Annotated in this window: 26 protein-coding genes; 23 read left to right on the forward strand and 3 right to left on the reverse strand. The window is 34.3% G+C overall.

Translation table 11 applies throughout. The features are described from left to right. The first annotated feature begins 46 nt into the window (after positions 1–46). Positions 47–2,047: a penicillin-binding transpeptidase domain-containing protein gene (locus BC6307_RS11505; RefSeq protein WP_066410934.1), complete on the forward strand. Its 2,001-nt coding sequence runs from the start codon at positions 47–49 to the stop codon at positions 2,045–2,047. A gap of 118 nt (positions 2,048–2,165) precedes the next feature. Then, positions 2,166–2,591, forward strand: a complete 426-nt coding sequence (locus BC6307_RS11510) for a hypothetical protein (RefSeq protein WP_066410935.1) — start codon at positions 2,166–2,168, stop codon at positions 2,589–2,591. Positions 2,592–2,708: 117 nt separating this feature from the next. Here the strand turns inward: BC6307_RS11510 and BC6307_RS11515 are convergent, their stop codons facing one another. Then, positions 2,709–3,191 carry a YqeG family HAD IIIA-type phosphatase gene (locus BC6307_RS11515; protein ID WP_066410937.1) on the reverse strand — a complete coding sequence of 161 codons (483 nt, stop codon included), beginning with the start codon at positions 3,189–3,191 and terminating at the stop codon, positions 2,709–2,711. 128 nt (positions 3,192–3,319) lie between these two features. Continuing rightward, positions 3,320–5,458, reverse strand: coding sequence for an ATP-dependent Clp protease ATP-binding subunit (locus tag BC6307_RS11520; RefSeq protein WP_066410938.1), 2,139 nt, complete (start codon positions 5,456–5,458; stop codon positions 3,320–3,322). A 210-nt stretch (positions 5,459–5,668) separates the two neighbouring features. On the opposite strand from BC6307_RS11520, the gene BC6307_RS11525 reads away from it, so the two are divergent. The 11 genes from BC6307_RS11525 to BC6307_RS11575 all read left to right on the forward strand — a co-directional run bounded on the left by BC6307_RS11525 (position 5,669) and on the right by BC6307_RS11575 (position 13,167). Beyond that, the gene (locus BC6307_RS11525; RefSeq protein WP_066410940.1) at positions 5,669–5,872 is read left to right on the forward strand and encodes a DUF1657 domain-containing protein; all 204 of its coding nucleotides are present in this window, start codon (positions 5,669–5,671) and stop codon (positions 5,870–5,872) included. Positions 5,873–5,937: 65 nt separating this feature from the next. Further along, positions 5,938–6,144, forward strand: coding sequence for a DUF1657 domain-containing protein (locus BC6307_RS11530; protein ID WP_066410941.1), 207 nt, complete (start codon positions 5,938–5,940; stop codon positions 6,142–6,144). A gap of 14 nt (positions 6,145–6,158) precedes the next feature. Further along, positions 6,159–7,013, forward strand: coding sequence for a DUF421 domain-containing protein (locus tag BC6307_RS11535; protein ID WP_066410943.1), 855 nt, complete (start codon positions 6,159–6,161; stop codon positions 7,011–7,013). 19 nt (positions 7,014–7,032) lie between these two features. Beyond that, positions 7,033–7,275 carry a hypothetical protein gene (locus tag BC6307_RS11540; RefSeq protein ID WP_066410945.1) on the forward strand — a complete coding sequence of 81 codons (243 nt, stop codon included), beginning with the start codon at positions 7,033–7,035 and terminating at the stop codon, positions 7,273–7,275. A gap of 28 nt (positions 7,276–7,303) precedes the next feature. After that, entirely contained in the window at positions 7,304–8,164 is an 861-nt protein-coding gene (locus BC6307_RS11545) for a polysaccharide deacetylase family protein (RefSeq protein ID WP_066410947.1), read from the forward strand. A gap of 133 nt (positions 8,165–8,297) precedes the next feature. Continuing rightward, positions 8,298–9,113, forward strand: a complete 816-nt coding sequence (speD, locus tag BC6307_RS11550) for an adenosylmethionine decarboxylase (RefSeq protein ID WP_066410949.1) — start codon at positions 8,298–8,300, stop codon at positions 9,111–9,113. Positions 9,114–9,271: 158 nt separating this feature from the next. Continuing rightward, positions 9,272–9,643, forward strand: a complete 372-nt coding sequence (locus tag BC6307_RS11555; RefSeq protein WP_066410950.1) for a winged helix-turn-helix transcriptional regulator — start codon at positions 9,272–9,274, stop codon at positions 9,641–9,643. A 185-nt stretch (positions 9,644–9,828) separates the two neighbouring features. Continuing rightward, positions 9,829–10,710 carry a carbon-nitrogen hydrolase family protein gene (locus BC6307_RS11560; RefSeq protein WP_066410952.1) on the forward strand — a complete coding sequence of 294 codons (882 nt, stop codon included), beginning with the start codon at positions 9,829–9,831 and terminating at the stop codon, positions 10,708–10,710. Between the two features lie 14 nt (positions 10,711–10,724). Further along, positions 10,725–11,393: a GNAT family N-acetyltransferase gene (locus BC6307_RS11565; protein ID WP_066410954.1), complete on the forward strand. Its 669-nt coding sequence runs from the start codon at positions 10,725–10,727 to the stop codon at positions 11,391–11,393. Positions 11,394–11,406: 13 nt separating this feature from the next. Continuing rightward, positions 11,407–12,075 (forward strand): GNAT family acetyltransferase, encoded by a 669-nt coding sequence (locus BC6307_RS11570; RefSeq protein ID WP_066410957.1) that lies wholly within the window; start codon positions 11,407–11,409, stop codon positions 12,073–12,075. A gap of 93 nt (positions 12,076–12,168) precedes the next feature. After that, positions 12,169–13,167 (forward strand): LLM class flavin-dependent oxidoreductase, encoded by a 999-nt coding sequence (locus BC6307_RS11575; RefSeq protein ID WP_066410962.1) that lies wholly within the window; start codon positions 12,169–12,171, stop codon positions 13,165–13,167. Between the two features lie 71 nt (positions 13,168–13,238). On the opposite strand, the gene BC6307_RS11580 is transcribed toward BC6307_RS11575, so the two are convergent. Continuing rightward, the gene (locus BC6307_RS11580; protein ID WP_066410964.1) at positions 13,239–13,772 is read right to left on the reverse strand and encodes a YceI family protein; all 534 of its coding nucleotides are present in this window, start codon (positions 13,770–13,772) and stop codon (positions 13,239–13,241) included. Between the two features lie 217 nt (positions 13,773–13,989). Between BC6307_RS11580 and BC6307_RS11585 the strand changes: the two genes are divergently transcribed. The 10 genes from BC6307_RS11585 to BC6307_RS11630 all read left to right on the forward strand — a co-directional run bounded on the left by BC6307_RS11585 (position 13,990) and on the right by BC6307_RS11630 (position 22,483). Continuing rightward, positions 13,990–14,886 (forward strand): diacylglycerol/lipid kinase family protein, encoded by an 897-nt coding sequence (locus BC6307_RS11585; RefSeq protein WP_066410966.1) that lies wholly within the window; start codon positions 13,990–13,992, stop codon positions 14,884–14,886. Positions 14,887–14,986: 100 nt separating this feature from the next. Beyond that, the gene (locus BC6307_RS11590; protein WP_066410968.1) at positions 14,987–15,901 is read left to right on the forward strand and encodes a CBASS cGAMP-activated phospholipase; all 915 of its coding nucleotides are present in this window, start codon (positions 14,987–14,989) and stop codon (positions 15,899–15,901) included. 97 nt (positions 15,902–15,998) lie between these two features. Beyond that, on the forward strand, positions 15,999–16,277 hold the full coding sequence (locus BC6307_RS11595; protein ID WP_066410969.1) for a late competence development ComFB family protein: 279 nt from the start codon (positions 15,999–16,001) through the stop codon (positions 16,275–16,277). A gap of 83 nt (positions 16,278–16,360) precedes the next feature. Next, positions 16,361–16,606: a hypothetical protein gene (locus BC6307_RS11600; RefSeq protein WP_066410971.1), complete on the forward strand. Its 246-nt coding sequence runs from the start codon at positions 16,361–16,363 to the stop codon at positions 16,604–16,606. A gap of 155 nt (positions 16,607–16,761) precedes the next feature. Continuing rightward, positions 16,762–17,457, forward strand: a complete 696-nt coding sequence (locus BC6307_RS11605; protein WP_066410972.1) for a response regulator transcription factor — start codon at positions 16,762–16,764, stop codon at positions 17,455–17,457. Beyond that, complete coding sequence (locus BC6307_RS11610) at positions 17,454–18,827, forward strand: HAMP domain-containing sensor histidine kinase (RefSeq protein ID WP_066410975.1); 1,374 nt, start codon at positions 17,454–17,456, stop codon at positions 18,825–18,827. Before BC6307_RS11605 ends, BC6307_RS11610 begins: the two co-directional genes overlap by 4 nt. Further along, entirely contained in the window at positions 18,824–19,573 is a 750-nt protein-coding gene (locus tag BC6307_RS11615; protein ID WP_066410977.1) for a PepSY domain-containing protein, read from the forward strand. Before BC6307_RS11610 ends, BC6307_RS11615 begins: the two co-directional genes overlap by 4 nt. A 106-nt stretch (positions 19,574–19,679) precedes the next feature. Further along, the gene (locus BC6307_RS11620) at positions 19,680–20,240 is read left to right on the forward strand and encodes a PepSY domain-containing protein (protein ID WP_066410979.1); all 561 of its coding nucleotides are present in this window, start codon (positions 19,680–19,682) and stop codon (positions 20,238–20,240) included. Positions 20,241–20,406: 166 nt separating this feature from the next. Further along, a complete protein-coding gene (locus BC6307_RS11625) occupies positions 20,407–22,155 on the forward strand; it encodes a carbon starvation CstA family protein (protein WP_066410980.1) in 1,749 nt (582 codons plus the stop codon). A gap of 64 nt (positions 22,156–22,219) precedes the next feature. After that, positions 22,220–22,483: a cory-CC-star protein gene (locus BC6307_RS11630; RefSeq protein ID WP_066410982.1), complete on the forward strand. Its 264-nt coding sequence runs from the start codon at positions 22,220–22,222 to the stop codon at positions 22,481–22,483. Positions 22,484–22,488 lie beyond the last annotated feature (5 nt).

Raw genomic sequence — 22,488 nt, forward strand, 5'->3', positions numbered from 1 at the left:
GTATAATATATACAATGTTTTCTTTATAAATGGGGGGAGAAAATACTTGAAAAAAAACATAATAATAGCATTAGCATGTCTTTTATTCTTAATAGGCTGCCAAAAGGAAGAAGAAGCAAATCCATATAATAAGCTTAATGATTACATACAACTTTGGGGTAATTCGGACTACACCTCTATGTATGAAAATTACTTAACAACTACTAGTAAAGAACGTTTCACATTTGAAGAGTTTGGGGAGAGGTACGAAAAACTTTATGCTGATCTTCAAGTAGATAATTTAAAGATTACTATTCAAGATGAAAACATAGTTTGGGAGGAGCTAGAAGAGTTATCCATCCCGATATCCATCCAATTTGACACACTGGCAGGAAATATTGATTATTCGGTCGATGTTCCATTTAAAAAAGAAGTGGTTGAAGACGAACAAGAAGATTGGTTTATTGAATGGGATACACATTTTATTTTGCCACAATTGTCTACTGGAGATAGAGTTAGAATCGGAACTTTCAAAGGAGTAAGAGGGGAAATACTTGATAGTGAAGGTAACACACTTGCTGCGAACGGAGAAGTTTTTGAAATCGGTATTGTTCCTGGAAACTTTAGTAGTGAATCATTATCAGAAGTTGCTTCCCTAACGAGTTTAAGTGAAGAGTATATCGAAAGTGAATATTCTCAAAGTTGGGTACAACCAGACCATTTTGTTCCTATTAGGAAGTATTCGTTAAGTGACGAACAAGTCGTTCGGGAATTGGAAACTATTCCTGGAGTTAGTGTCAGAATGGCAAGCTCCCGTATTTACCCTTATGGAGAGTCACTTGCTCATCTTATAGGTTATATACGCCCGATTACAGCGGAAGAGTTAGAAAAATATGCTGATAAGCAATATGGAGCTTCCGATTGGATAGGAAAAAGGGGTCTTGAACAATTGTTAGAAGATAGATTAAGGCCGATTGATGGAAAAAGTATTTATTATGAAAAGGAAGACGGTAGTACAGTAGAAATTGCACGGACAGAAGCTAGAAATGGAGAAACCGTGCAAATAACCATTAACGGTAATTTACAACAATCTCTATACGAAACATTAAGGGAAGAAAAAGGTACAGCCGTAATAGTTGAGCCTGAAACTGGGAAAGTTCGTAGTTTAATAAGCTTACCTTCCTTTGATCCAAATGAATATGTGTTTAACCTATCTCCTGGGTTGGATATATCACTTTCAAACGATGAGGATTTACCGTTATTAAATAGGTTCCATGCTTCATACTCTCCTGGGTCGACTATTAAGTTATTAACATCGATGATTGCTTTAAACAATGACATAATAGACCCAGCAGAAAAAGTTGAAATTACTGAAAAACAATGGCAAAAAGATGACTCCTGGGGCAATTATAAAGTAACTCGAGTAGATAGCTCCATTCATTCTGTTGATTTAAAAGATGCAATTGTTGTGTCTGATAATATTTATTTCGCTCAATTAGGTTTAAAAATTGGAACTGATGTTTTTGTGGATGGATTAAGAAAAGCTGGATTTGGTGAAGCTTTACCATTTAAATATTATTTAACACCACCGCAAATTTCTAATTCTAACTCCATTAGTAGTGAGATAGCTCTTGCAGATACTGCATATGGTCAAGGGGAAATTTTATTACCTCTGTTACATTTAGCTAATATTTACGGCGGTATCGTCAACAACGGAAATATGATGAAGCCCTTACTTTTTGAAGAAGAAGCTAGCGAAATATGGACTGAATTAACTAGCGAGGAACATGCGAAGCAGCTACAACAATATTTACGACAAGTTGTAACAGAAGGGACCGCAAGAAAAGCTAATTTAGAGTCAAAAGCTATTGCAGGAAAAACAGGAACTGCCGAAATTAAACGCGAGCAAGGAACGGTTGGTACGGAAAATGGTATTTTTGTGTCCTACGATCAACAACAGCCTAATATCGTGACCGCTATTCTTATCGAAGGAGTAGAAGATAAGGGTGGAAGTGGTTATGTTGTGGAAAAAGCGAATCATTTTTACAGATCATTAAATAATGACTAGTGTAAAGAAAAGGTATTACTTTTATTAATACCTTTTTTAATTGTAGGAAACGCTAAAATAAATGCTTCTGTATCATTACTAACGGATTTTAGGATATGACTAATGAAGAGGTGATAAAATGTATAAAAAAGTATTCCTACTAATTTTACTTGTTACATTCTGCGGAAATATAGTGTGCGGAGCAGAAGGAGAGAAGAAAGTAGAAATTTTTGATAATAAATCTAGTTCTGTAGTTAAGACGCTTTCTTCTTCAAGTGACATTCAAAGAGAAACGTCCATTATAATTAATAATATAGACGGAGTATACAAGAAGCTTGATCCTATACCTAAAACTGGTTACATGATCAAAGTTCCGCTCGTAAAACCAGTTACCGTTTCAAATGAATGGTTTTATCATCTAGTGGAGGAAGTTATTATTATTTTACCTCAAAATGATGACCCACACTTACTTTTACTAGATGATGAGCAATTTCCTCATTTCTTTACTTTTAATCATGGAATAGATGATCTGTTAAGCTATATCGATTTTGAATTTAGAAGGTGATATGAATGATCACCTTCTATTTTTTCTCCTAAGGAAGAACGTTAATTAGGGAAAAGCTTGTTTACCTCAATTTCTTTATTATCTATGTTCTTTTGTTGTTTTAGCAGTTTTTCTTTTTCACCATCGATTTTTCACTATTGTTTCTAACTTTCTTTTTAAGACAATTTGTATAGGCTCATGTTCTTTTCCGATTGGTTTAACTAGAACCGTCCGAATGTTCAACAGTTTTCCACACCAAACATCCGTAAATAATTGATCACCTAGAAAAACGCTAGTATCTTTTGAAGCGCCTATTGCGTCCATATGCTTCCGTAATTTATAAGGAGCTGGCTTTGCGCATTTGCCAAAACCAATAATACCAAAAGGCTGGCAAAATCGATCCACACGCCCTTGACTGTTGTTTGACGCTATAACGAGTTTTACCTGATGGTTTTTTAACATTTGAATCCATGTTCGTAAGTCGTCTCCACCAGGTTCATCGTGTATGGCTAATGTACTATCTAAATCTGAAAATATTGTTTTTACTCGATGGTGTTCCAACCAATTAGCATCCATTTTTGAAAAGTGATCCAGTTCAAAATCAGGTTTAAAGTACTTCATAAGTATGTACCGCCTCATTTTATTAAATAAAATCTTATAAATTATATTGTCCATTTTATTGAAATTTACTATATAAAAATATTAAAAAATGTTCTTACTACTTGAGTAGTAAGAACAGCTTTTACCGGTTATTTATGTTTTATTATAACGATACTTTCCTCATGATCTACATCAATACATAATTCCTCACAAGTATTTTCCATCATAAGGTCGACAATTTTGTCTTCTACCTTTTCTTCAATAATACGACGTAACGGTCTAGCCCCGAAACTTGGGTGATAACCTAATTGGGCTAATTTTACTTTCGCTTTGTCTGTAATGGAAAGGGTAATACCATGTTCTTCCTTCATAACATTCATTAAATCAGTAAGCATTATATCAACAATTTCAACTAATTGTTTCTCGTTTAACGAATCAAATTGAATAATACCATCAAAGCGGTTTAAAAATTCTGGTTTGAAATAAGCAGATAATGAATCTATAAACTCACTGTTGTTTGATTCATTTTTTGAAGTGTTACTAAATCCAACAGTAATTTTTTTATCTGTCACTCCTGCATTACTTGTCATAATAATAATTGCATCTTTAAAGTTTACATTACGTCCTTGACTGTCGGTTAATCGACCATCTTCCATTACTTGAAGGAATATATGCTGTACGTCAGGATGTGCTTTTTCGATTTCATCTAATAGAATTATACTGTAAGGGTTTCGACGCACTTTTTCCGTTAATTGCCCAGCTTCTTCATGGCCTACATAACCCGGGGGAGAACCAATTAATTTAGATACAGAATGTTTTTCCATATACTCACTCATATCTAATCGAATCATTGAATCTTTTGTACCAAATAGCTCTTCAGCTAACGACTTTGTTAATTCTGTTTTTCCGACACCAGTTGGACCTACGAATAAAAACGAACCTACTGGGCGATTTTTTCGTTTTATACCTATTCGGTTTCTTTTAATTGCCTTTGCAACTTTTTCAACTGCTTTATGCTGACCGATAACCTTCTTATTTAAATTTCCCTCTAAATTTTTCAATTGATTTTGTTCATCATTTTGAATTTTACCTAGAGGGATTCCGCTTTTTTCTGAAATAATTGCTTCTACATCTTCAACAGAAACAGTAGGTACACTCTTGTTTTCTTTCTTAAGTTCATTTTCTATTTTCAGCTCTTCATCTCGAAGTTTTGCAGCAGTTTCATAATTTTCTTCTTTCAATGCTTTCTGTTTCTCTGTCTCAATTTCTCTAAGTCTAATCTGCATCGATTCAGCATCTACCATAGGATCTATTAAATTTTTCTTTGAACCAGCCTCATCTAATAAATCAATTGCTTTATCGGGTAAATGTCTATCTTGTATATATCGGTGAGAAAGGTTTACACAAGCTTTCAAAGCATCTTCTGAATATTTAACTTGATGAAACTCTTCATACTTATGACGAATGCCTTTTAGTATCGTTAATGCAGCATCTAATGTCGGTTCAGTCACTGTAACCGGTTGGAATCGACGTTCTAATGCTGCATCTTTTTCAATTAGACGATATTCTTTTTGAGTAGTCGCACCAACAAGTTGTAATTCGCCACGAGCTAGGGTTGGTTTTAATATGTTACCAGCGTCCATAGAGCCTTCAGCTGATCCTGCACCAACAAGAAGGTGAATTTCATCAATAAATAAAATAATGTTTTTCTTTTCCTGTAGTTCTTGAATAATTTGTTTCATACGTTCTTCAAATTGTCCACGAATACCTGTGTTAGCTACTAATGAGGCCACATCTAATAAATAGACTTCCTTATTTTTCAGTTTGGCAGGGACTTTTCCTTCTGCAATATGAAGCGCTAACCCTTCAACAACAGCTGTTTTACCAACACCTGGCTCTCCAATTAAGACAGGATTGTTTTTATTTCTTCTATTTAGTATTTCTATCACTCGTTGTATTTCTTTATCTCTTCCAATTACTGGGTCAATCAAACCAGCTTTAGCAGCGGTTGTTATATTTCTCCCTAATTGATCTAGTATACCTCCACCACGATTAGAGTTTTTTGTTACAGGCTCATTCATTTTATTGTCAAAATGTTCATCCGTTCCATTCCAGTTAGCGAAATCGCCAAAAGGAAAGTTATTATGGAACAAGCCGTTAGGGACAGGTATTTTATTGTTTATGTTTTTGTAACATTTTGAGCAAAGGTGTATTTTTTTGTTTTCATCATTTACTTGAATGCGTAATTCAACATTTGCATGATTAAATTTACATTTTTGACAAAGCATAAATATACCTCCTTATTTAAATTGACTTTGACTATATTTGACCTTCCGGTATTTATATTATACTTTGACCTTTTTTGACTTTCAACAGTTAAGGAGAATAAAAATTATGTATGTAGAGGAAATAAGTAGTTATTTTGGGATGAAATTGTAGTCATTTTTTTTCTATTTTAACGAAAAATATACACGAATTTATTACTAGGAGGGATGAACATGACTGTAGGGACACAGGTAAAACAAACGGTAGCTGGTCTAAAGAGTGCACAAGCGAGCTTTGAAACGTTTGCATTACAAACTGATAATGAGCAAGCAAAACAACTTTATCAAAATGCGGCAACACAAACACAAACTATTATTGACAGTATTGAGCCAAGACTGCAACAAATCTTACAAGAAGAGCCACAATATAATCAATAATGTTTATAAAAAAGGAGTTGGCAATATTGTCAACTCCAAACTAAATGATTAAAGGTGATAGTTAAATGACTGTTATATCAAACGTAAAACAAACAGTAGCAACATTAAAAAATATTGACGCACAATTATCTCATTTAGCAATTAATAGTGAGGAAGAAAAGGCAAAGAAAGTATTTCACGAAACAATGATAACGATTGAAGAAATAAGTAACGACCTTCAAATGAGGGTAGTGGAAATTGAAACAGAGGAACCACAATATAAAAGTAATTAAAGAGGTGGTATTATTTGCCTGGATGGGTAGAGGTTCTATTAAAAACATTCGTAGTCATCGTTCTCTTTTTTGCAATAACGAAGCTTGTTGGTAAAAAGAAAGTCGGTGATTTAGGTTTATTTGAATTTTTAACAAGTATAACTATAGCTGGTTTGTCCGCTTTTATTATAATAGCTGATCGTCCATTCATTCACGGGATTATTTCTATTCTTCTTATAGGCCTAGTATTATTTTTAATTGATTTATTCGCACTAAAAAGTAAAAAGTTTCATGATTTTACTAAAGGTAATGGAACCGTTTTAATAAAAGATGGAAAAATTTTAGAAGATAATTTAAAAAAGGAAAAACTAACAACAGATGAGCTCTTAAGTTCCTTACGTCAAAAAAACATCTTTAAATATGCTGATGTAGAATTCGCTATTTTAGAAGCAACAGGCGATGTAAGTGTTTTTCCGAAAAAAGAGATGTTACCTTTAACACCAAAATTGTTAAACATCAAAGTAGCTGAAGAGAAGGAACCTTATACTGTTATCCAAGATGGAAAAATTGTTGAAGACTCGTTAGGAAAAAGCGGCAAAAATAGACAGTGGTTACAAACAGAACTTGATAAATTAGGTGTTTTGTTAGAAAACATATATGTTGGACAAGTTGATTCTTACGGTGAACTAACGATTGATTTATATGATGATACAATAACAGTTCCTTCACCACAGCAAAGACCACTATTGTTAGCAATGCTAAAAAAATGTGCAGCTGACCTAGAGGGGTTTGCTCTAGCAACAGATAATAAAGAAGCAAAAGAAATGTTTGAAAAAAACAAAAATAAATTAAATAATGCGATTAAAAAAGTCGAATCATATTTAAAATAAGAAAGGCTGGGAAAAAAGTATGTTTACAACTAGTAGAACTTCTAACTTATGGACAACAGCGATAGGTATCGGACTCGGGGTCACTCTAATTGCGATTAATAATAATCGGAATAAACAATCACCAACAGAAGAAAATTCAGTTTCATCTACTGAATCACAAAATAGAATACTTACCAATGATGAAATAAGTAGTATTATGAATGAAAATTTCCATTCACTTGCAGAAGCTGCTGATGGTGTCACTTCAAGTTTGAAACATTGAATGCTTATTGAAGAGGAGTAGAACAACAATGAAAAAGCTATATAGCATTGCATTTGCATTACTCGTACTATTGTTACTAATACAACCTTCCACACTATCAGCCCATAGCTCGGGAGGAGAGGAAGTACCTACTTGGTTTTGGAAAAAAGAGCGTGATAATCGTCAACAGCCCGATGACATCCCGCAGCCAGAAGGGGGTCCTGAACTAGTAGAGAGAATAAAACGACCAGTATCTAATATTATTCTTCAACAAAGATACCCTGAGATTGTTGTGTTAAGAGGGTCTACAGAGGAGAATAGAGTAGCTTTAACTTTCGATGATGGACCAGATCCACGATTCACTCCTCAGTTGTTAGATGTATTAAAAGAAAATGATGTGAAGGCTACTTTTTTCTTAATGGGAGCAAGAGCGGCTGCTTATCCAGAGCTAGTTCAACGGATTGTAGACGAAGGACATATAATAGGAAATCACACATACTGGCATCCTAATCTTGTCGAAGTTGGAGATATTGCAACATTAGAAACAGAAGTTCAAAGAACAGAAGATACACTCGCAGAAATTGTAGGGTATCGGACAAAATTGTTTAGAGCGCCATATGGCTTTTTGTTTAACGAATTAGTAGAAAGACTAGGGGAGATGGACTATACAGTAGTAGGATGGTCCGTAGATTCCTTAGATTGGCAAGAAGATCCGCCAAATATTATTGCCTACAATGTATTAAGTAATACACAACCTGGTTCCATTATTTTAATGCATGATGGCGGCGATTGGACGAGTGATAGAACTGGAACAATTCAAGCAGTACAACAAATTATCCCTTCTCTTCAAGAGCAAGGAATTGAATTTGTTACTGTACCAGAATTATTAAATATTCCTTATCAAAAATAGGTATATACAACGTCTATGTTGTTGCATAGGCGTTTTTTTACTCTTGAATGTTAATTCATATTTATATTGCTTAAAGTTTGGGTATGTTAACTAATATAGTAAATCGAATAAGAATGAAAGAGGGGAACTTGTCATGGAATGGAATCAAGAACAAAGAGTCACTCTTCATGGTTTTAATAATTTAACGAAGTCATTAAGTTTCAATATGTACGATATTTGCTACACTAGAACAAAAGAAGAACGAGAAGCATATATTGATTATATTGATGAACAGTATAACGCAGATCGTCTAACTAATATACTAAAAAACGTTGCCGATCTTATCGGAGCACATGTACTAAATGTAGCGAAACAAGATTATGTTCCTCAAGGGGCTAGTGTTACGATTTTAGTTTCAGAAGGTCCAATAGTAGAAGTACCTAATGAATCATATGAAGAGTCTCCTGGCCCGCTACCTGAAGCAGTAGTGATGGGATTAGATAAAAGTCATATTACTGTTCATACATACCCAGAGTTTCATCCAAGTGAGGGTATAAGTACGTTTAGAGCAGATATTGATGTTTCAACTTGTGGTGAAATTTCACCGTTAAAGGCGTTACACTATTTAATCCATTCGTTTGAGACAGATGTAATGACTGTGGATTATCGGGTTAGAGGTTTTACACGTGATATTGATGGAGAGAAATTATTTATCGATCATGAAATAAATTCAATTCAAAATTATATACCAGATGAGATTAAAGACATGTTCGATATGATTGATGTTAACATTTATCAAGAAAACATTTTTCACACGAAATGTAAATTAAAAGAGTTTGATCTCAACAATTATTTATTTGGATATTCCAAAGATTCATTATCAGCAGAGGAAATAGAAGAAATTACAGAAAAGCTACAAGATGAAATGGATGAAATATATTATGGAAAAAATATAAATAAGCTCAGGTAAACTAAGAACGATGGCCTTTCGTCATCGTTCTTAGTTTTTAAAGACATTCTTTAAATAAACTGCAGTTATTATATACATAAAAAATATTTATTTGTATAATGTTACTAGTGAATTTCGGTAAATTTTACACCATTAGTAAAAGTAGGTGAGCATTGAAAATGAGAAATGTAAAGAACCAAACGTTTAATTGCGAAAAGGAATTAACACTTGCCATAATCGGTGGAAAGTGGAAGATGTTAATACTATGGCATTTAGGTAAGCAAGGAACAAAACGATTTGGAGAATTAAAAGCATTAATACCTGGAATTACCCAACGAATGCTAGTGAATCAGTTGAGAGAGTTAGAGTCCGATTCTATCGTTCATCGCGAAGTATATCCAGTAGTCCCTCCAAAAGTAGAATATTCTTTAACAGAATACGGGGAAAGTTTAATTCCAATTTTAGACTCCATGTATGAATGGGGAAAAAAATATATGGAAGATTCCGTTTCTTCCGAAGCACATCAAGAAGAAAAATCAAATAATATATAAAAATACAACGGTGTTATATAAGAAACATCGTTTTTTTAACATGAAATACTAGTAAGTGCCCATAGTATACTTTTAGACACTATGTGCACAATAAGTGCGTACTTGTTATTTTGTATGGAATATCGAATAATGTTAATGAAATAATTCTATTTATCTTACCTATTTTTTAGAAAGGGGAGATTATAATGAAACTACGAGTTTCTGCCGTTCAATATCATCTCCATACTATTCATAGCTTCGAAGAGTTCGCTCGCCAAGTGGAGCATTATGTGAAAACAGCACAAGAATTTGATGTAGACTTCGTTTTATTTCCTGAATTTTTTACAACTCAATTAATGTCGATAGGGAATGAAAATGGGGAAGCATTATCTATACAAGATCTACCTAATTTTACAGAACAATACCTATCGTTATTTACTAAATTAGCTACTGAGACTGGTATGCATATTATTGGTGGTACGCATGTCGTTCGACGTAATGATAAATTATATAATGTTGCACATTTATTTTATCCTGATGGAAGAGTTGCTGAGCAAGCAAAGCTTCATATTACTCCTACAGAAGTAAATGAGTGGAATATGTCAGCAGGAGATAGTTTAGAAGTATTCCATACGGATAAAGGGACAATAGCAATGTTAACCTGTTATGATATTGAATTCCCAGAGATTGTCCGTATGGCAAAAGCGAAAGGCGCAGACGTTATTTTCTGTCCATCTTGTACGGACGATCGTCACGGTTTCCATCGTGTTCGTTATTCTTGCCATGCTCGTACGATTGAAAATCAAGTTTACGTTGTGACAACTGGAACAATTGGCTCATTACCAACTGTTGACTTTATGCGAGGTAACTTTGGTCAAGGAGCGATTATTACTCCAAACGACGTTCCATTTCCCCCAAAAGGAATAATGGCAGAGGGTGAGATTAACCAAGATATGATTGTTACAGCTGACTTAGATTTACAATTATTATACGAAGTAAGAGAAAAAGGATCTGTTACTACATGGAGGGACCGTAGAACAGATCTTTATCCAGACTGGGAAGCCCCAACAAAACTTGTTATTCAATAAGGGGGGAAGATAATTTGTATTTCAAGAAATTATATGTTTTTGATAATGACCAACCGAAACTAGCAATTATTCGTAATTATAAGGAGTCCGATTTCACTAGTCTCATGAAAGTTCAAGAAGAAAGCTTCCCACCACCATTTCCATCCGAATTATGGTGGAATGAGGAACAACTATCAAATCATGTTAAACTTTTCCCAGAAGGGGCGCTTTGCATTGAAGTAGATGGCCGGATCGCTGGCTCTATGACTGGATTAATAGTAGATTACCATAATGAAGATCATACATGGGAAGACATCACTGATAACGGGTATATACGTAATCATAATGATAATGGTAATACGTTATACGTAGTTGACATTTGTGTTAGTCCACAATATCGAAAATTAGGACTTGGTAAACATCTAATGCAGTCCATGTATGAGATTGTAATTGAAAAGAAATTAACCCGTTTACTAGGTGGTGGGAGAATGCCAGGCTTTCATAAACAGGCTGAATCTTTAACACCATCACAATATTTTGATGCAGTTGTTAAGGGAGAGCTAAAAGATCCGGTTATCACCTTTTTACTTAGAGCCGGTAGAACTCCTGTTAAAGTGGTTGAGAATTATTTAGAAGATGCTGATTCTTGTAATTATGGTGCACTAATGGAATGGAAAAATCCATTTATTAAGATAGAAGATTAGGAGAGATGAAAAAATGGAATATCGTCGTATCACCTCAATAGAAGATCCTTTATTTAAACAAATGCATCAATTAATGCAAACTGTCTTTCCTAAAGAAGAAGTACTTGAATTTAGTCTATGGAAAGAGCCGTTAGAAGATCCAACAATTCGTGTGTTCGTTGCTGTAGTCAATAACGAGGTTGTTGGTGCAACAGAATACCGTTATTACGAAGATTTTAACGTGGCAATGACTGATTTTACGATTATTGGAAAAGACGGTGTTGGAGTAGGACCATTCCTAGCAGAAAAAAGATTAGTTGATTTACATTCATTAGCAAAAGATAATGGACAGCAATTAAGCGGAATGTTTGCAGAAATATATAACCCATACCTAGTAGACCATTATGATTTTGGTGGAGTAAAGTCTATGAATCCTTACGTTCGTCGTGAAGTATTGGCTCATTTAGGTTATAGAAAATTAGAATTTAATTATGTTCATCCTTCATGGAATAATGATGGTGAAGCAGTTTCTGGATTAGATTTATGTTTCTTACCGATGAATAACGCTACTGAACTACCCGCAAATTTAATCGTTCAATTTTTAAAGAGATATTATTCTGTTTTAGAGAACAAGCCAACAGAATGGTTAGAGATGGTTCATGGTTTAGAACAAAGAGATACAGTATCCTTACTATCCATATAATTCGTTTAAAGTCTGCTATATTTTTAGCAGGCTTTTTTAGTAAAGGTTATAATAAACAAACTATGGAAAAATTATCGATATGGAGGTGGTACCGTGAAATTGAGTATCCTTGACCAAGCTGTTATTTCTTCCGGTAAATCTGCAAGAGATGCGCTTTTAGATTCTACCGAATTAGCAAAGGTTGGTGAATGTTTAGGTTATAAAAGGTACTGGATTGCTGAACATCATGATTTTCCTGGATTGGCGTGTCCTTCTCCAGAAATTATGTTAGCGTACATAGGTCAACAAACAAAAACAATAAGAATTGGTTCTGGTGCAATTTTATTGCCTCACTATAAACCGTTCAAAGTAGCTGAAAACTTCAACCTATTAGCTACATTATTCCCAAATAGAATAGACTTAGGAATCGGTAGAGCTCCAGGCGGTTCAGCAGAAGTTTCTATCGCATTATCTGGCAACTTTTTAGAGAACGTACGAAATATGCCCGATTCTTTTCAAACATTACTGCACTTATTACAACACGACATTCCGAAAGATCACCCTTTCTCCGGAATTTCAGCAGCTCCATTACCTATGAATGCACCACAACCATGGTTGTTAGGTACAAGTGGGAAAAGTGCTCAACTAGCTGCCGAAAAAGGAGTAAGTTATGCGTTTGGTCAATTTATGAGTGAAAAAAATGGAACAGAAATCGTTTCCTCTTATAAAAAACAGTTTAAGTCTAGTAATTTTTTATCCGAACCTTATAGTATCGTTACAGTTTCTGTTATTTGCGCAGAATCCACTGACAAAGCACACGAACTCTCATTAAGTAATTTAGCTTGGAGTATAAAGATGATGAGAGGAGAAAAACAAGAAGCGTTGCCATCAATAGTGGAAGCAAAAAAATACTTACAGTCTATAGGAAAGAAAGAGATAGATGAGGCTAGTAAACATAATATGATTATCGGAAATCCTCTTGAAGTGAAGAATCAGCTAGGAGAACTAATCAATCAATATAATGCAGATGAAGTAATGATTATCACGAACGTCCATCGTAGCGAAGATAAGATTAAGTCCTATGAACTAGTTGCTCAACAATTTCTATGTTAATTGGAATAGGAAAGAATCTCTAAATAAAGTAAAAAACAGTGGGGGATATGACCCTCCACTGTTGAAAGTTTTTATGCTTCTTTTGCTGCTTGAATTTGTAAGGAAACCTTAATTTGGTCACCAACTAATACTCCACCTGTTTCAAGCGCTGCATTCCAAGTTAATCCGTAATCACTACGTTTAATTTTTCCTTCCACAGCAAATCCAGCTTTTTCATTTCCCCAGGGATCAATTCCAGACCCTTCAAATGTAACAAGCAAAGTTTCAGATTTTGTCACTCCACGAATAGTTAAATCACCTGTAACATCATATTCGTTATCATCTGTTTTTTCAATGTTAGTTGCTTTGAACGTCATAGTTGGATGGTTTTCAACATCAAAAAAGTCTGCAGAGCGAAGGTGATTGTCACGATCGTCATTACGTGTATTAACACTATTTAGTTCAACGGTAAATTCAATCGTAGCAGTAGTTAAATCTTGTGGATCTGCAACGATAGTAGCATTAAATGCTTCGAACCCACCTTTAACTGTCGCAAACATCATATGTTTGACTGAAAAGTCTACTGAGCTATGAGTTGGATCCAAAACCCAATTTGTTTTTGCCATAATAATTCCTCCCTAATTCCCCTTAATTAATAAATTTCAAATTCGAGATAATTAACTTCAAGGTAATTATATGAGCTAGAGCTGTTATTGTCAACAATTTTTTTACAATTAGTAAAAGTGTTTAAGCGAACAATCCTAATAAAAAAAGATTGTTATTCCTTCCATACAACAGGTATTCTAAAGAAAAGAATAGAAAGCGTGGATAGGGGGTTTCTATATGTTTTATTTTATCGTGAATCCTACTTCAGGAGATGGACTAGGAAAAAACGTATGGGAAGAAGTACGCAAGCGGTTGGAAAAGGAACAGGTTTCATACAATTATTATGTAACAGAACCTCAAAAAGGGAAACTCGAAAAACATCTCTGGAATACTGTACTTAAGGAAGACATGTACATCAGTGCCGTTGTTGTAGTTGGTGGCGATGGAACCATCAATGAAACTATTAATATATTACAAGCTACATCCATCCCAATTGGCGTTATTCCCGCTGGTACTGGTAATGATTTTGCTAGAGCAAACAATATTCCGAATGATTGCGCACTAGCACTTGATAGAATTTTACAAGTGAATACTGGTACAATCGACCTTTTACATAGTAATTTTGGACATTTTGGAAATGTTATCGGTGTTGGATTTGATGCACAAGTAGCTGAATTAACGAACAGATCAAGGCTGAAACATTACATGAATAAATGGAAGCTTGGAAAACACTCCTATATTATTAACGCATTACGATTATTTTTAACCTATAAACCTTCCACTGTAAAAATAAATATAGATGGAAGCGTAAAAATAATTGATGACGTTTGGTTAATTGCCGTAGCAAACAGCCAATTTTATGGTGGAGGTTTAAAAATTTGTCCAAGTGCCAGAAATAGTGATGGGAAATTAGACATTTGCATCATTTCGAGTAAAACAAAATTAAAATTACTTAAACTGTTCTATAAAGTGTTTATGGGCAGTCACATATTTGAAAAGGAAGTAATGTTACTTCAAGGAATAAATATTTCCATATCAAGTGATGTTCGTTTACATATTCAAGGAGACGGAGAAGTTTTAGGGGAAACACCCATTACCATTTCGGTAAAGAAGAATGCATTATTCATAATATAGAATATTACGCCGTGTAGGTGAGAAGCTATTAAGAGGACATTCAAAGAGTGTGATTTTCTTTGTATTGAAGCAAGGGAAATTGTATAAAAGGTGAAAAAATATGAAGATGTTAAGTATCGACGGTGGTGGAATAAGAGGAGTCTTTGCCATTGCCATTTTACAAGAAATTGAAAACAAATATAAAAAGCCAATTTACGAGCTATTCGATTGCTTTGCCGGCACAAGTACTGGTTCAATCATTGCCGCTTCCATTACATGTAAAATAAGTATGGATAAACTGATGGCAAGTTACAAAAAGTACGGCAAAAAAATTTTTGTCAAACAAGCAAAGGTAGGATTTTTTAAAAGTATATATAGCGATCGATATTTGAGGAGATTTTTTCAAAAAGCGTTCGGTGACCTTTCCTTATCCGACATTCAAAAACCACTTCTCATCCCAGCTGTAGATATTACTCATGGTAAACCTTTTGTCCATCGTTCAAATTTTGGCTTTCAGGAAGAGACTGACAACAGTGTGCAATTATGGGATGCTGTTTTATCATCATGTTCTGCACCCGTTTATTTTCCACCTAACAACATTAACAATCGATATTTATCGATTGATGGAGGTCTATGGGCAAACAATCCATCACTAGTATGTATGACGGAAGCTCTACATCATTTCCAACAAAATATTAACGAGATCAATATACTATCTTTAGGGACAGGGCAACAAAAGATTGATTTTTCGATATCGGAAAATATTGATTGGGGGATTAAACAATGGTTGCCTTTTCAGTTGCCCTCATTAAAAATAACCCCTAAACTGCTTGATTTAGCACTGCATTTATCTTCAGAGTCTGTTTCTTACCATTGTCAATTATTATTAGGCTCACAGTATTTACGTTTAAACGCCGAGCTTGGAGAAGAAATGCCTTTTGACGATATCGAATTTATCGAGCAGCTAATTGCTTTAGGGAAAGAAGTGTATAGTAAAGAGGTACAAATTATCCAAAATTTTATCGAAAGCAACTAATTATTTGACAAGGTACTTGAAAATAAAAAAGATTCATATTAAACTAAGTCAGTCACATTGAAAGAACCATAAATTAATTGGAAGCAGGAATTTTTTCATGTCAAAAAAATTAGTTAATGTAATGGAGGAACTAGTAGAAACACTTGTAACAGTTCAAATGCTAGGTACCGATTATCAGGCATTTTGCAAGTGTGAACAATGTAGAACAGACATTGTCGCATTGAGTTTAAATACTCTACCTAGTCATTATGTTACTACAGAAGAAGGGCGTCAAAACGCCTACAATAAGTTAAATAATAAAGAAAACTTAAGATGGATAAATAAACGTATTACTAGCGCTATACATGTTGTGGCAAAATATCCTAGACATAAATAGAGTAATATTACTCATTAATGAATAATTCATGTTAAATATTCTCATACTAAATAAAAACGAAGTAGAAAGGGAGTTTTCCCAACATGTATGAGAAGGGTACTGAATATCAAATCTCAGCTAATATTAACGGTTATTTTAATAGTGCTGAAAAATTTACAATTGTTCGTAAAAGTGGAGATATTGTTCAATTCACACTTGAAAATGGTAAAGGTCGCGGTGCCATGCCAATAGAGCATATACAGCATTTATTAAAGAAAAATGAAATTTCGATTATCCCTTCTAAGCGCTCATTACTAAATGAAACAGACGAAGAACAGCAAATCGGGTAGGCCAACTTACGTTAGGCCTTTTTATTTTGCTTTGTTTTAAAGGCGAAGATTATTTGTGTTATCATTCCTTTAATAATCACATACACGTTGATATATAGTTTAACTTTATAAAAATTGTTAAACTATAACTATATATAAAAAAAGAGGTACAAAAAATGAGCAAAGAGAAAATTTTAATTGTTGAGGACGAAGCCAACATTGCAAGAGTATTGCAGTTAGAACTGGAACATGAAGGATATGAAACTTCAATAGTGTCTGACGGGGAATCTGCACTACAAAGTGTAGAAAGAGAAACATGGTCTTTACTATTGCTAGACGTTATGATTCCAATTCTTAGTGGAATAGAAGTATTAAGAAGAATGAGGACGGGAGGTAATCAAACTCCAGTTATTTTATTGACGGCACGTGATACGATTGTTGACAAAGTTATGGGCTTAGATCAAGGAGCAAATGATTACGTGACAAAGCCATTTGAAATTGAAGAATTGCTTGCAAGAATTCGTGCATGTTTAAGAGTGCAGGGAAATATTATCCCTCAACAAGACACAATTCTTTCCATGGACAATTTAAGTGTTAACTTACAAACGAGGGAAGTTGTACGGGACAATACATTAATTGATTTAACACCGCGAGAGTTTGATTTATTAATTTATTTGATGCAACATCCGAAACAAGTGTTAAATAGAGATCAAATTTTAGAAAATGTTTGGGGGTTTGATTATTACGGGGATACGAATGTAGTAGACGTATATATTCGATATTTGAGACAAAAAATAGACAAACCATTTCCAAATCCTTTAATAAACACAATTCGCGGAGTTGGTTATAGTATGAGGGAAAGTAAAAAATGAGTATATCTAGAAGAATAACATTATATTCGACCGGCTTACTTTTTTTATTACTATTAGTTGTAAACGGTAGTATTTATTTATCCTTTAATCATTTAACAGCAAACTCTGAGTTAGAGCGTGTAAGCAATCAAGCAAAATCGATTGCTTCCTCTATTAAACATGACCGAACAGTAACCGCAAGGGCATCCGAGCTTTTATCAGGGTATGTACCAACTAATGGCATCATAAGAGTAATTCGGGATACAGGAAAGGAAGCTGTCATTATTACGAAAGATCCAGACCTAAGAGCACTTCCCTCTACATTTTCATTATCTCAACATAGTGAAATTATCCACCATAACAATAATCCTTATGCTGTAGCTAGCATACCTGTTATTTGGGAAGATGGAACTGTTGTTGCTTTAGAGTATAGTGAGAAAATGGTAGCTTATGAATCTACAATGAATACGTTAAAAGTTGTATTAGTTGTTGCTTCTATTATTGTACTAGTACCTGCATTTCTAGCAGGTCGGTCATTGAGCACGATTATTATTAAACCAATTCAAACATTACAAAATACAATGGAACGAATTCGGAAAGAAGGAACCTTCCAACGCCTAAATGTTTCGGAAAAACCGAAAGATGAATTAGAGCAGATGGGGGAAACATTTAATAAAATGATAGAAATATTAGAAAGCAACTACGAAAAACAACGTCGATTTATTTCTGACGCTTCACACGAATTACGTACTCCGCTAACCGTTATTGAAAGTTATTCTAAACTTTTAAAAAGATGGGGAAAACATGATCCAAATCGACTGGAAGAAGCTATAAATGCAATTCATGATGAATCGATAAGAATGAAAAACTTAACGAAACAACTATTATTGTTAGCAACAAATGAACAAGAAAAAGCTACTACGCTCTCGGAAAAAATTAATATTACTGCAATAACGACAGAAACGGCTAAAAAACTATCCGTAGCATTTGACCGAGATGTTTCAGTAACTACACATACCGAATATTTTGTGCTAGGAAACGATTTACAACTAAAGCAAGTTTTATTTATTCTTATAGAAAATGGCTTAAAATATAGTAAAGCACCCATACAAATAAATATAGAAAAAGATAAGGACTATATTAAATTACTTTTCATTGATAAGGGTATCGGTATTCCTGCAGAAGATTTACCCCATATTTTTAATCGTTTTTTTAGAGTGGATAAAACAAGAAGTCGACAAACAGGCGGAAGCGGATTAGGACTTTCCATCGCAAAATCTATTATAGATGCACATAACGGTAAAATTGAAGTTGCTAGTACAGTAAATGAAGGAACTACTTTCACTCTATTTTTAAAAGAATGTAAAGATATACGGGAGGAAATAAAATGAAGTTACTTCACAGAAAAAAGGTAGTCATTTTATTGTTTATTTTAACGCTTACTATAGCAATTTTATTTCCAATGTACTTAAAACCAACAGAAGCTGCACTCGAAGAAGAGGAAATTAAAACAATTATTCACGAACAGTATACTGGAACTATTATTAATATCGAAAAATTAGACACTGGTGGAGATACTATCTATGTCGCACAGTTAGATGATAATGACCGTAAATATACAATTGAAATTGATGCATACTCTGGAGATATCATTACCATTTTACAAAATGATAAAAAGGAAGATCATGTACAGGAAACCTCTCCTTTAAAGAATGTCATAAGTTTAACAGAGTTAAATGAAATAATTCATCAAACCGTAGAAGGGGTAACTGTCATTGTTTCTGTATTACTAAACGATGAAAGTAATAAATACCGTGTGGAAGGCCGCCAAAGGGACGGATCCTTTCTTATGGAAGTGGATGCTTTTAATGGAGCACTGTTACTTTACCGGGTTGCCGAAGAATTGGAAGCAGACATCAAAGAACCGGAAACAGAACAGACTTTACTAACGGAAGAAGAAGCGATAGCAATAGCACTTTCTAACGTGGAAGGTGAAATTGATGACGTTGAACTTATACAACAAAACGGTCGAAGCGTATTTGAAGTGGAAATAGAGGTTGAAGATGAAGATATGGAAGCATACGTTTATATCGATGCGTATAGCGGGGAGTTACTGAATATTATTTGGGAAGATTAATGGAGAAATTTATTTTATTCTCTCATCAAATTCTCATTTTTCTCTTCTGAATTTATAAGATTCATTGGTTAAGATGTATTTGAAGAACAAAAAGGAGGAAAATGAGATGAAAAAATGGGTAATAATTTTAGTTGCAGTGTTAAGTGTTGGAGGTATTGGAGCTGTCGTTTCGGCAAACAACAACGATACTTCAAGTAATACAAAAGAGGTTAACAACAGTAATGTTGAAATAATAACCGTTGAGGAAGCTAAAAACATTGCATTAAACTATGTTGGAAAAGGCGAAGTAGAAGAAGTTGAACTAGAAAGAAAAAATGGTTCATACGTATATGAAGTAGAAGTAGAATGGATGGATGATGACGCAGAAATTTATATCGACGCATATACTGGGGAAGTAATTTTCGTAGAAGATGATATTTCAAAATGGATCAACAGTAATGAGTCAAATAGCAGTTCAACTGAGAAAAGTAAAAATAAACTAATTACGAAGGAAGAAGCAATTACCATTGCATTAAATGAAATTAAAGATAGTAAGGTTGAAGAAGTTGAGCTAGATGAAGATGATGGTATATATGTTTATGAAATTGAGCTGAAACAATCAGGTAAAGAGGTAGAACTAGATATTTCTGCTCATACAGGAGAGATACTAACTATCGATTGGGACTAATATAGTGAAGGAGCCTATGAGAGATTCATAGGCTTTTTATATTTGTTTCTTCTTAAATATAAAATATTCAGAAGAATCTAAATATATATTGTAAAGCGCTTACATAGAAATTATAATAGTAGTTGTAATTAATACCTACTATTAAATAGGTAGAGGAGGATAAAAGATGAGTGCAATATGGTTAGCTGTAGTTGGGACGATAGTATTTGTCCTTGGGTATCGCTATTATTCAAAATTTGTTGCCGAAAAGATTTATCGTCTAGACCCTAATTTTGTAACTCCAGCACATGAATTTAGAGACGATGTTGACTTTGTCCCTACAAAAAGGTCTGTTCTTTGGGGGCATCACTTTACTTCTGTTGCCGGGGCAGCTCCGATCTTAGGACCAGCAATTGCAGTTTATTGGGGATGGTTACCAGCCCTTCTTTGGGTAGTGTTAGGAACCGTCTTTGCTGCTGGTGTTCACGACTTCGGAACACTTGTTCTATCCGTTAGAAATAAGGGGCAATCTGTCGGAACGTTAGCTAATAAGTTAATTGGACGAAATGCTAAGTTATTATTTTTATTTATTATTTTAATTTTAGTACTAATGGTTAACGCTGTTTTCGCTTGGGTTATTTCAAATCTATTTATTAGATTCCCGGCTAGCGTACTACCAGTTTTAATTGAAATTCCATTAGCAATTTGGATAGGTTATGCCGTTTTCAAAAGAAAGAAAAGCATGCTTATTCCATCCATTATTGCACTCCTAGTAATGTACGGTACTGCAGTTGTTACTAGTAAAGTACCATTTTTACAAATTGATTTAGTTCGATATTTCGGTGGGGAAGGATCTACTGTTCTGTTCGGCTTAGACGGGGTTTCCATGGCCTTCTTCGTATGGATTATTATATTAATGGTTTACTGTTATATCGCTTCTACACTACCAGTATGGAAATTACTTCAACCACGTGACTATATTAACTCTCATCAATTAGTTGTAGGCTTAGTCATTATGTACGCAGGACTATTATTCTTAAATCCAGAAATTACTGCGCCAATGACAAACCCTGACGCAGCAGATAAATCGTGGCTACCACTAATGTTCATAACGATTGCATGTGGTGCTATTTCTGGATTCCACGGACTCGTTTCATCAGGTACGACTTCTAAACAGTTAGATAAAGAAACAGATGCTCGTTTTGTCGGTTACTTTGGAGCTGTAGGAGAAGGCTTCTTAGCATTAATTTCTATTATTGCTTGTGTAACGTTATTTGCTAATATTGGAGAATTTAAAGAAGCATATAGTAGTTTTGGAGCAGCAAATCAAGGCGGTCTTGGAAACTTTATCGCCGGTGGTGCTCAATTAGTTACCGGAATCGGTATTCCAGCTGACATTGCAAGAACGATTATTTCCGTCATTGTAGTAAGCTTTGCAGCTACGACTTTAGACTCATCTGTACGTTTAATGAGGTACATTATTTCAGAGCTAGGAGTAGAGTATAAAGTTCCTACTATTACGAAAACACATGTAGCTACATCTATCGCAGTTTTATCAAGTGCTGCACTAGTATTATTACCGAAAGGACCAAATGGATTTGGTTCTGGTGGTTATATACTATGGCCATTATTCGGAACTACAAATCAACTATTAGCCGGAATAAGTTTACTATTAATTTCCGTATGGCTCAAACGCCAAGGAAGAAACTATTTAGTAACGTTCATACCTATGGTGTTTTTATTAGTAATGACTACTTGGGCGATGATTCAACAAGTGTTCTTTGAGTGGTCTGGTTTACAAGGAACAAATGCAAATCTTCTATTATTCATTTTTGGTGCGATTATTTTAGTATTTGCTATTTGGATCGTGTTAACTGCCATTTATGAGCTTTCGAAAAAAGATAACAATTCGCTCGATAATACGTTTAAGCAATAATATGATTCAAAAGGAACCTAGTTTATGCTAGGCTCCTTTTCCATTAGAAAGATAGGTGATACAGATGGACTATATAAACAACATAAAAAAAATATTTCAATGGTATGATGAGATATTATCTGTGCAGCACCGGGCAGAAGTTGCTAGAGAACTTAGAAATGAAGATGATTTATTTTTACTACTTTGTCTTTCTGAAACGTTAGGATTACCAAATCCCGCTTTTTACTACACGCTTGAGCTCTATCCTTATATGATGGAAAAGTTTCATGATTGGCATTTACGAATGGGAATGGAAAAATCACCACTCAGCGGTTTCCGCTGTTGTTAAAAAGG

The sequence above is a fragment of the Sutcliffiella cohnii genome (genome assembly GCF_002250055.1).
Lineage (GTDB): Bacteria > Bacillota > Bacilli > Bacillales > Bacillaceae_I > Sutcliffiella > Sutcliffiella cohnii.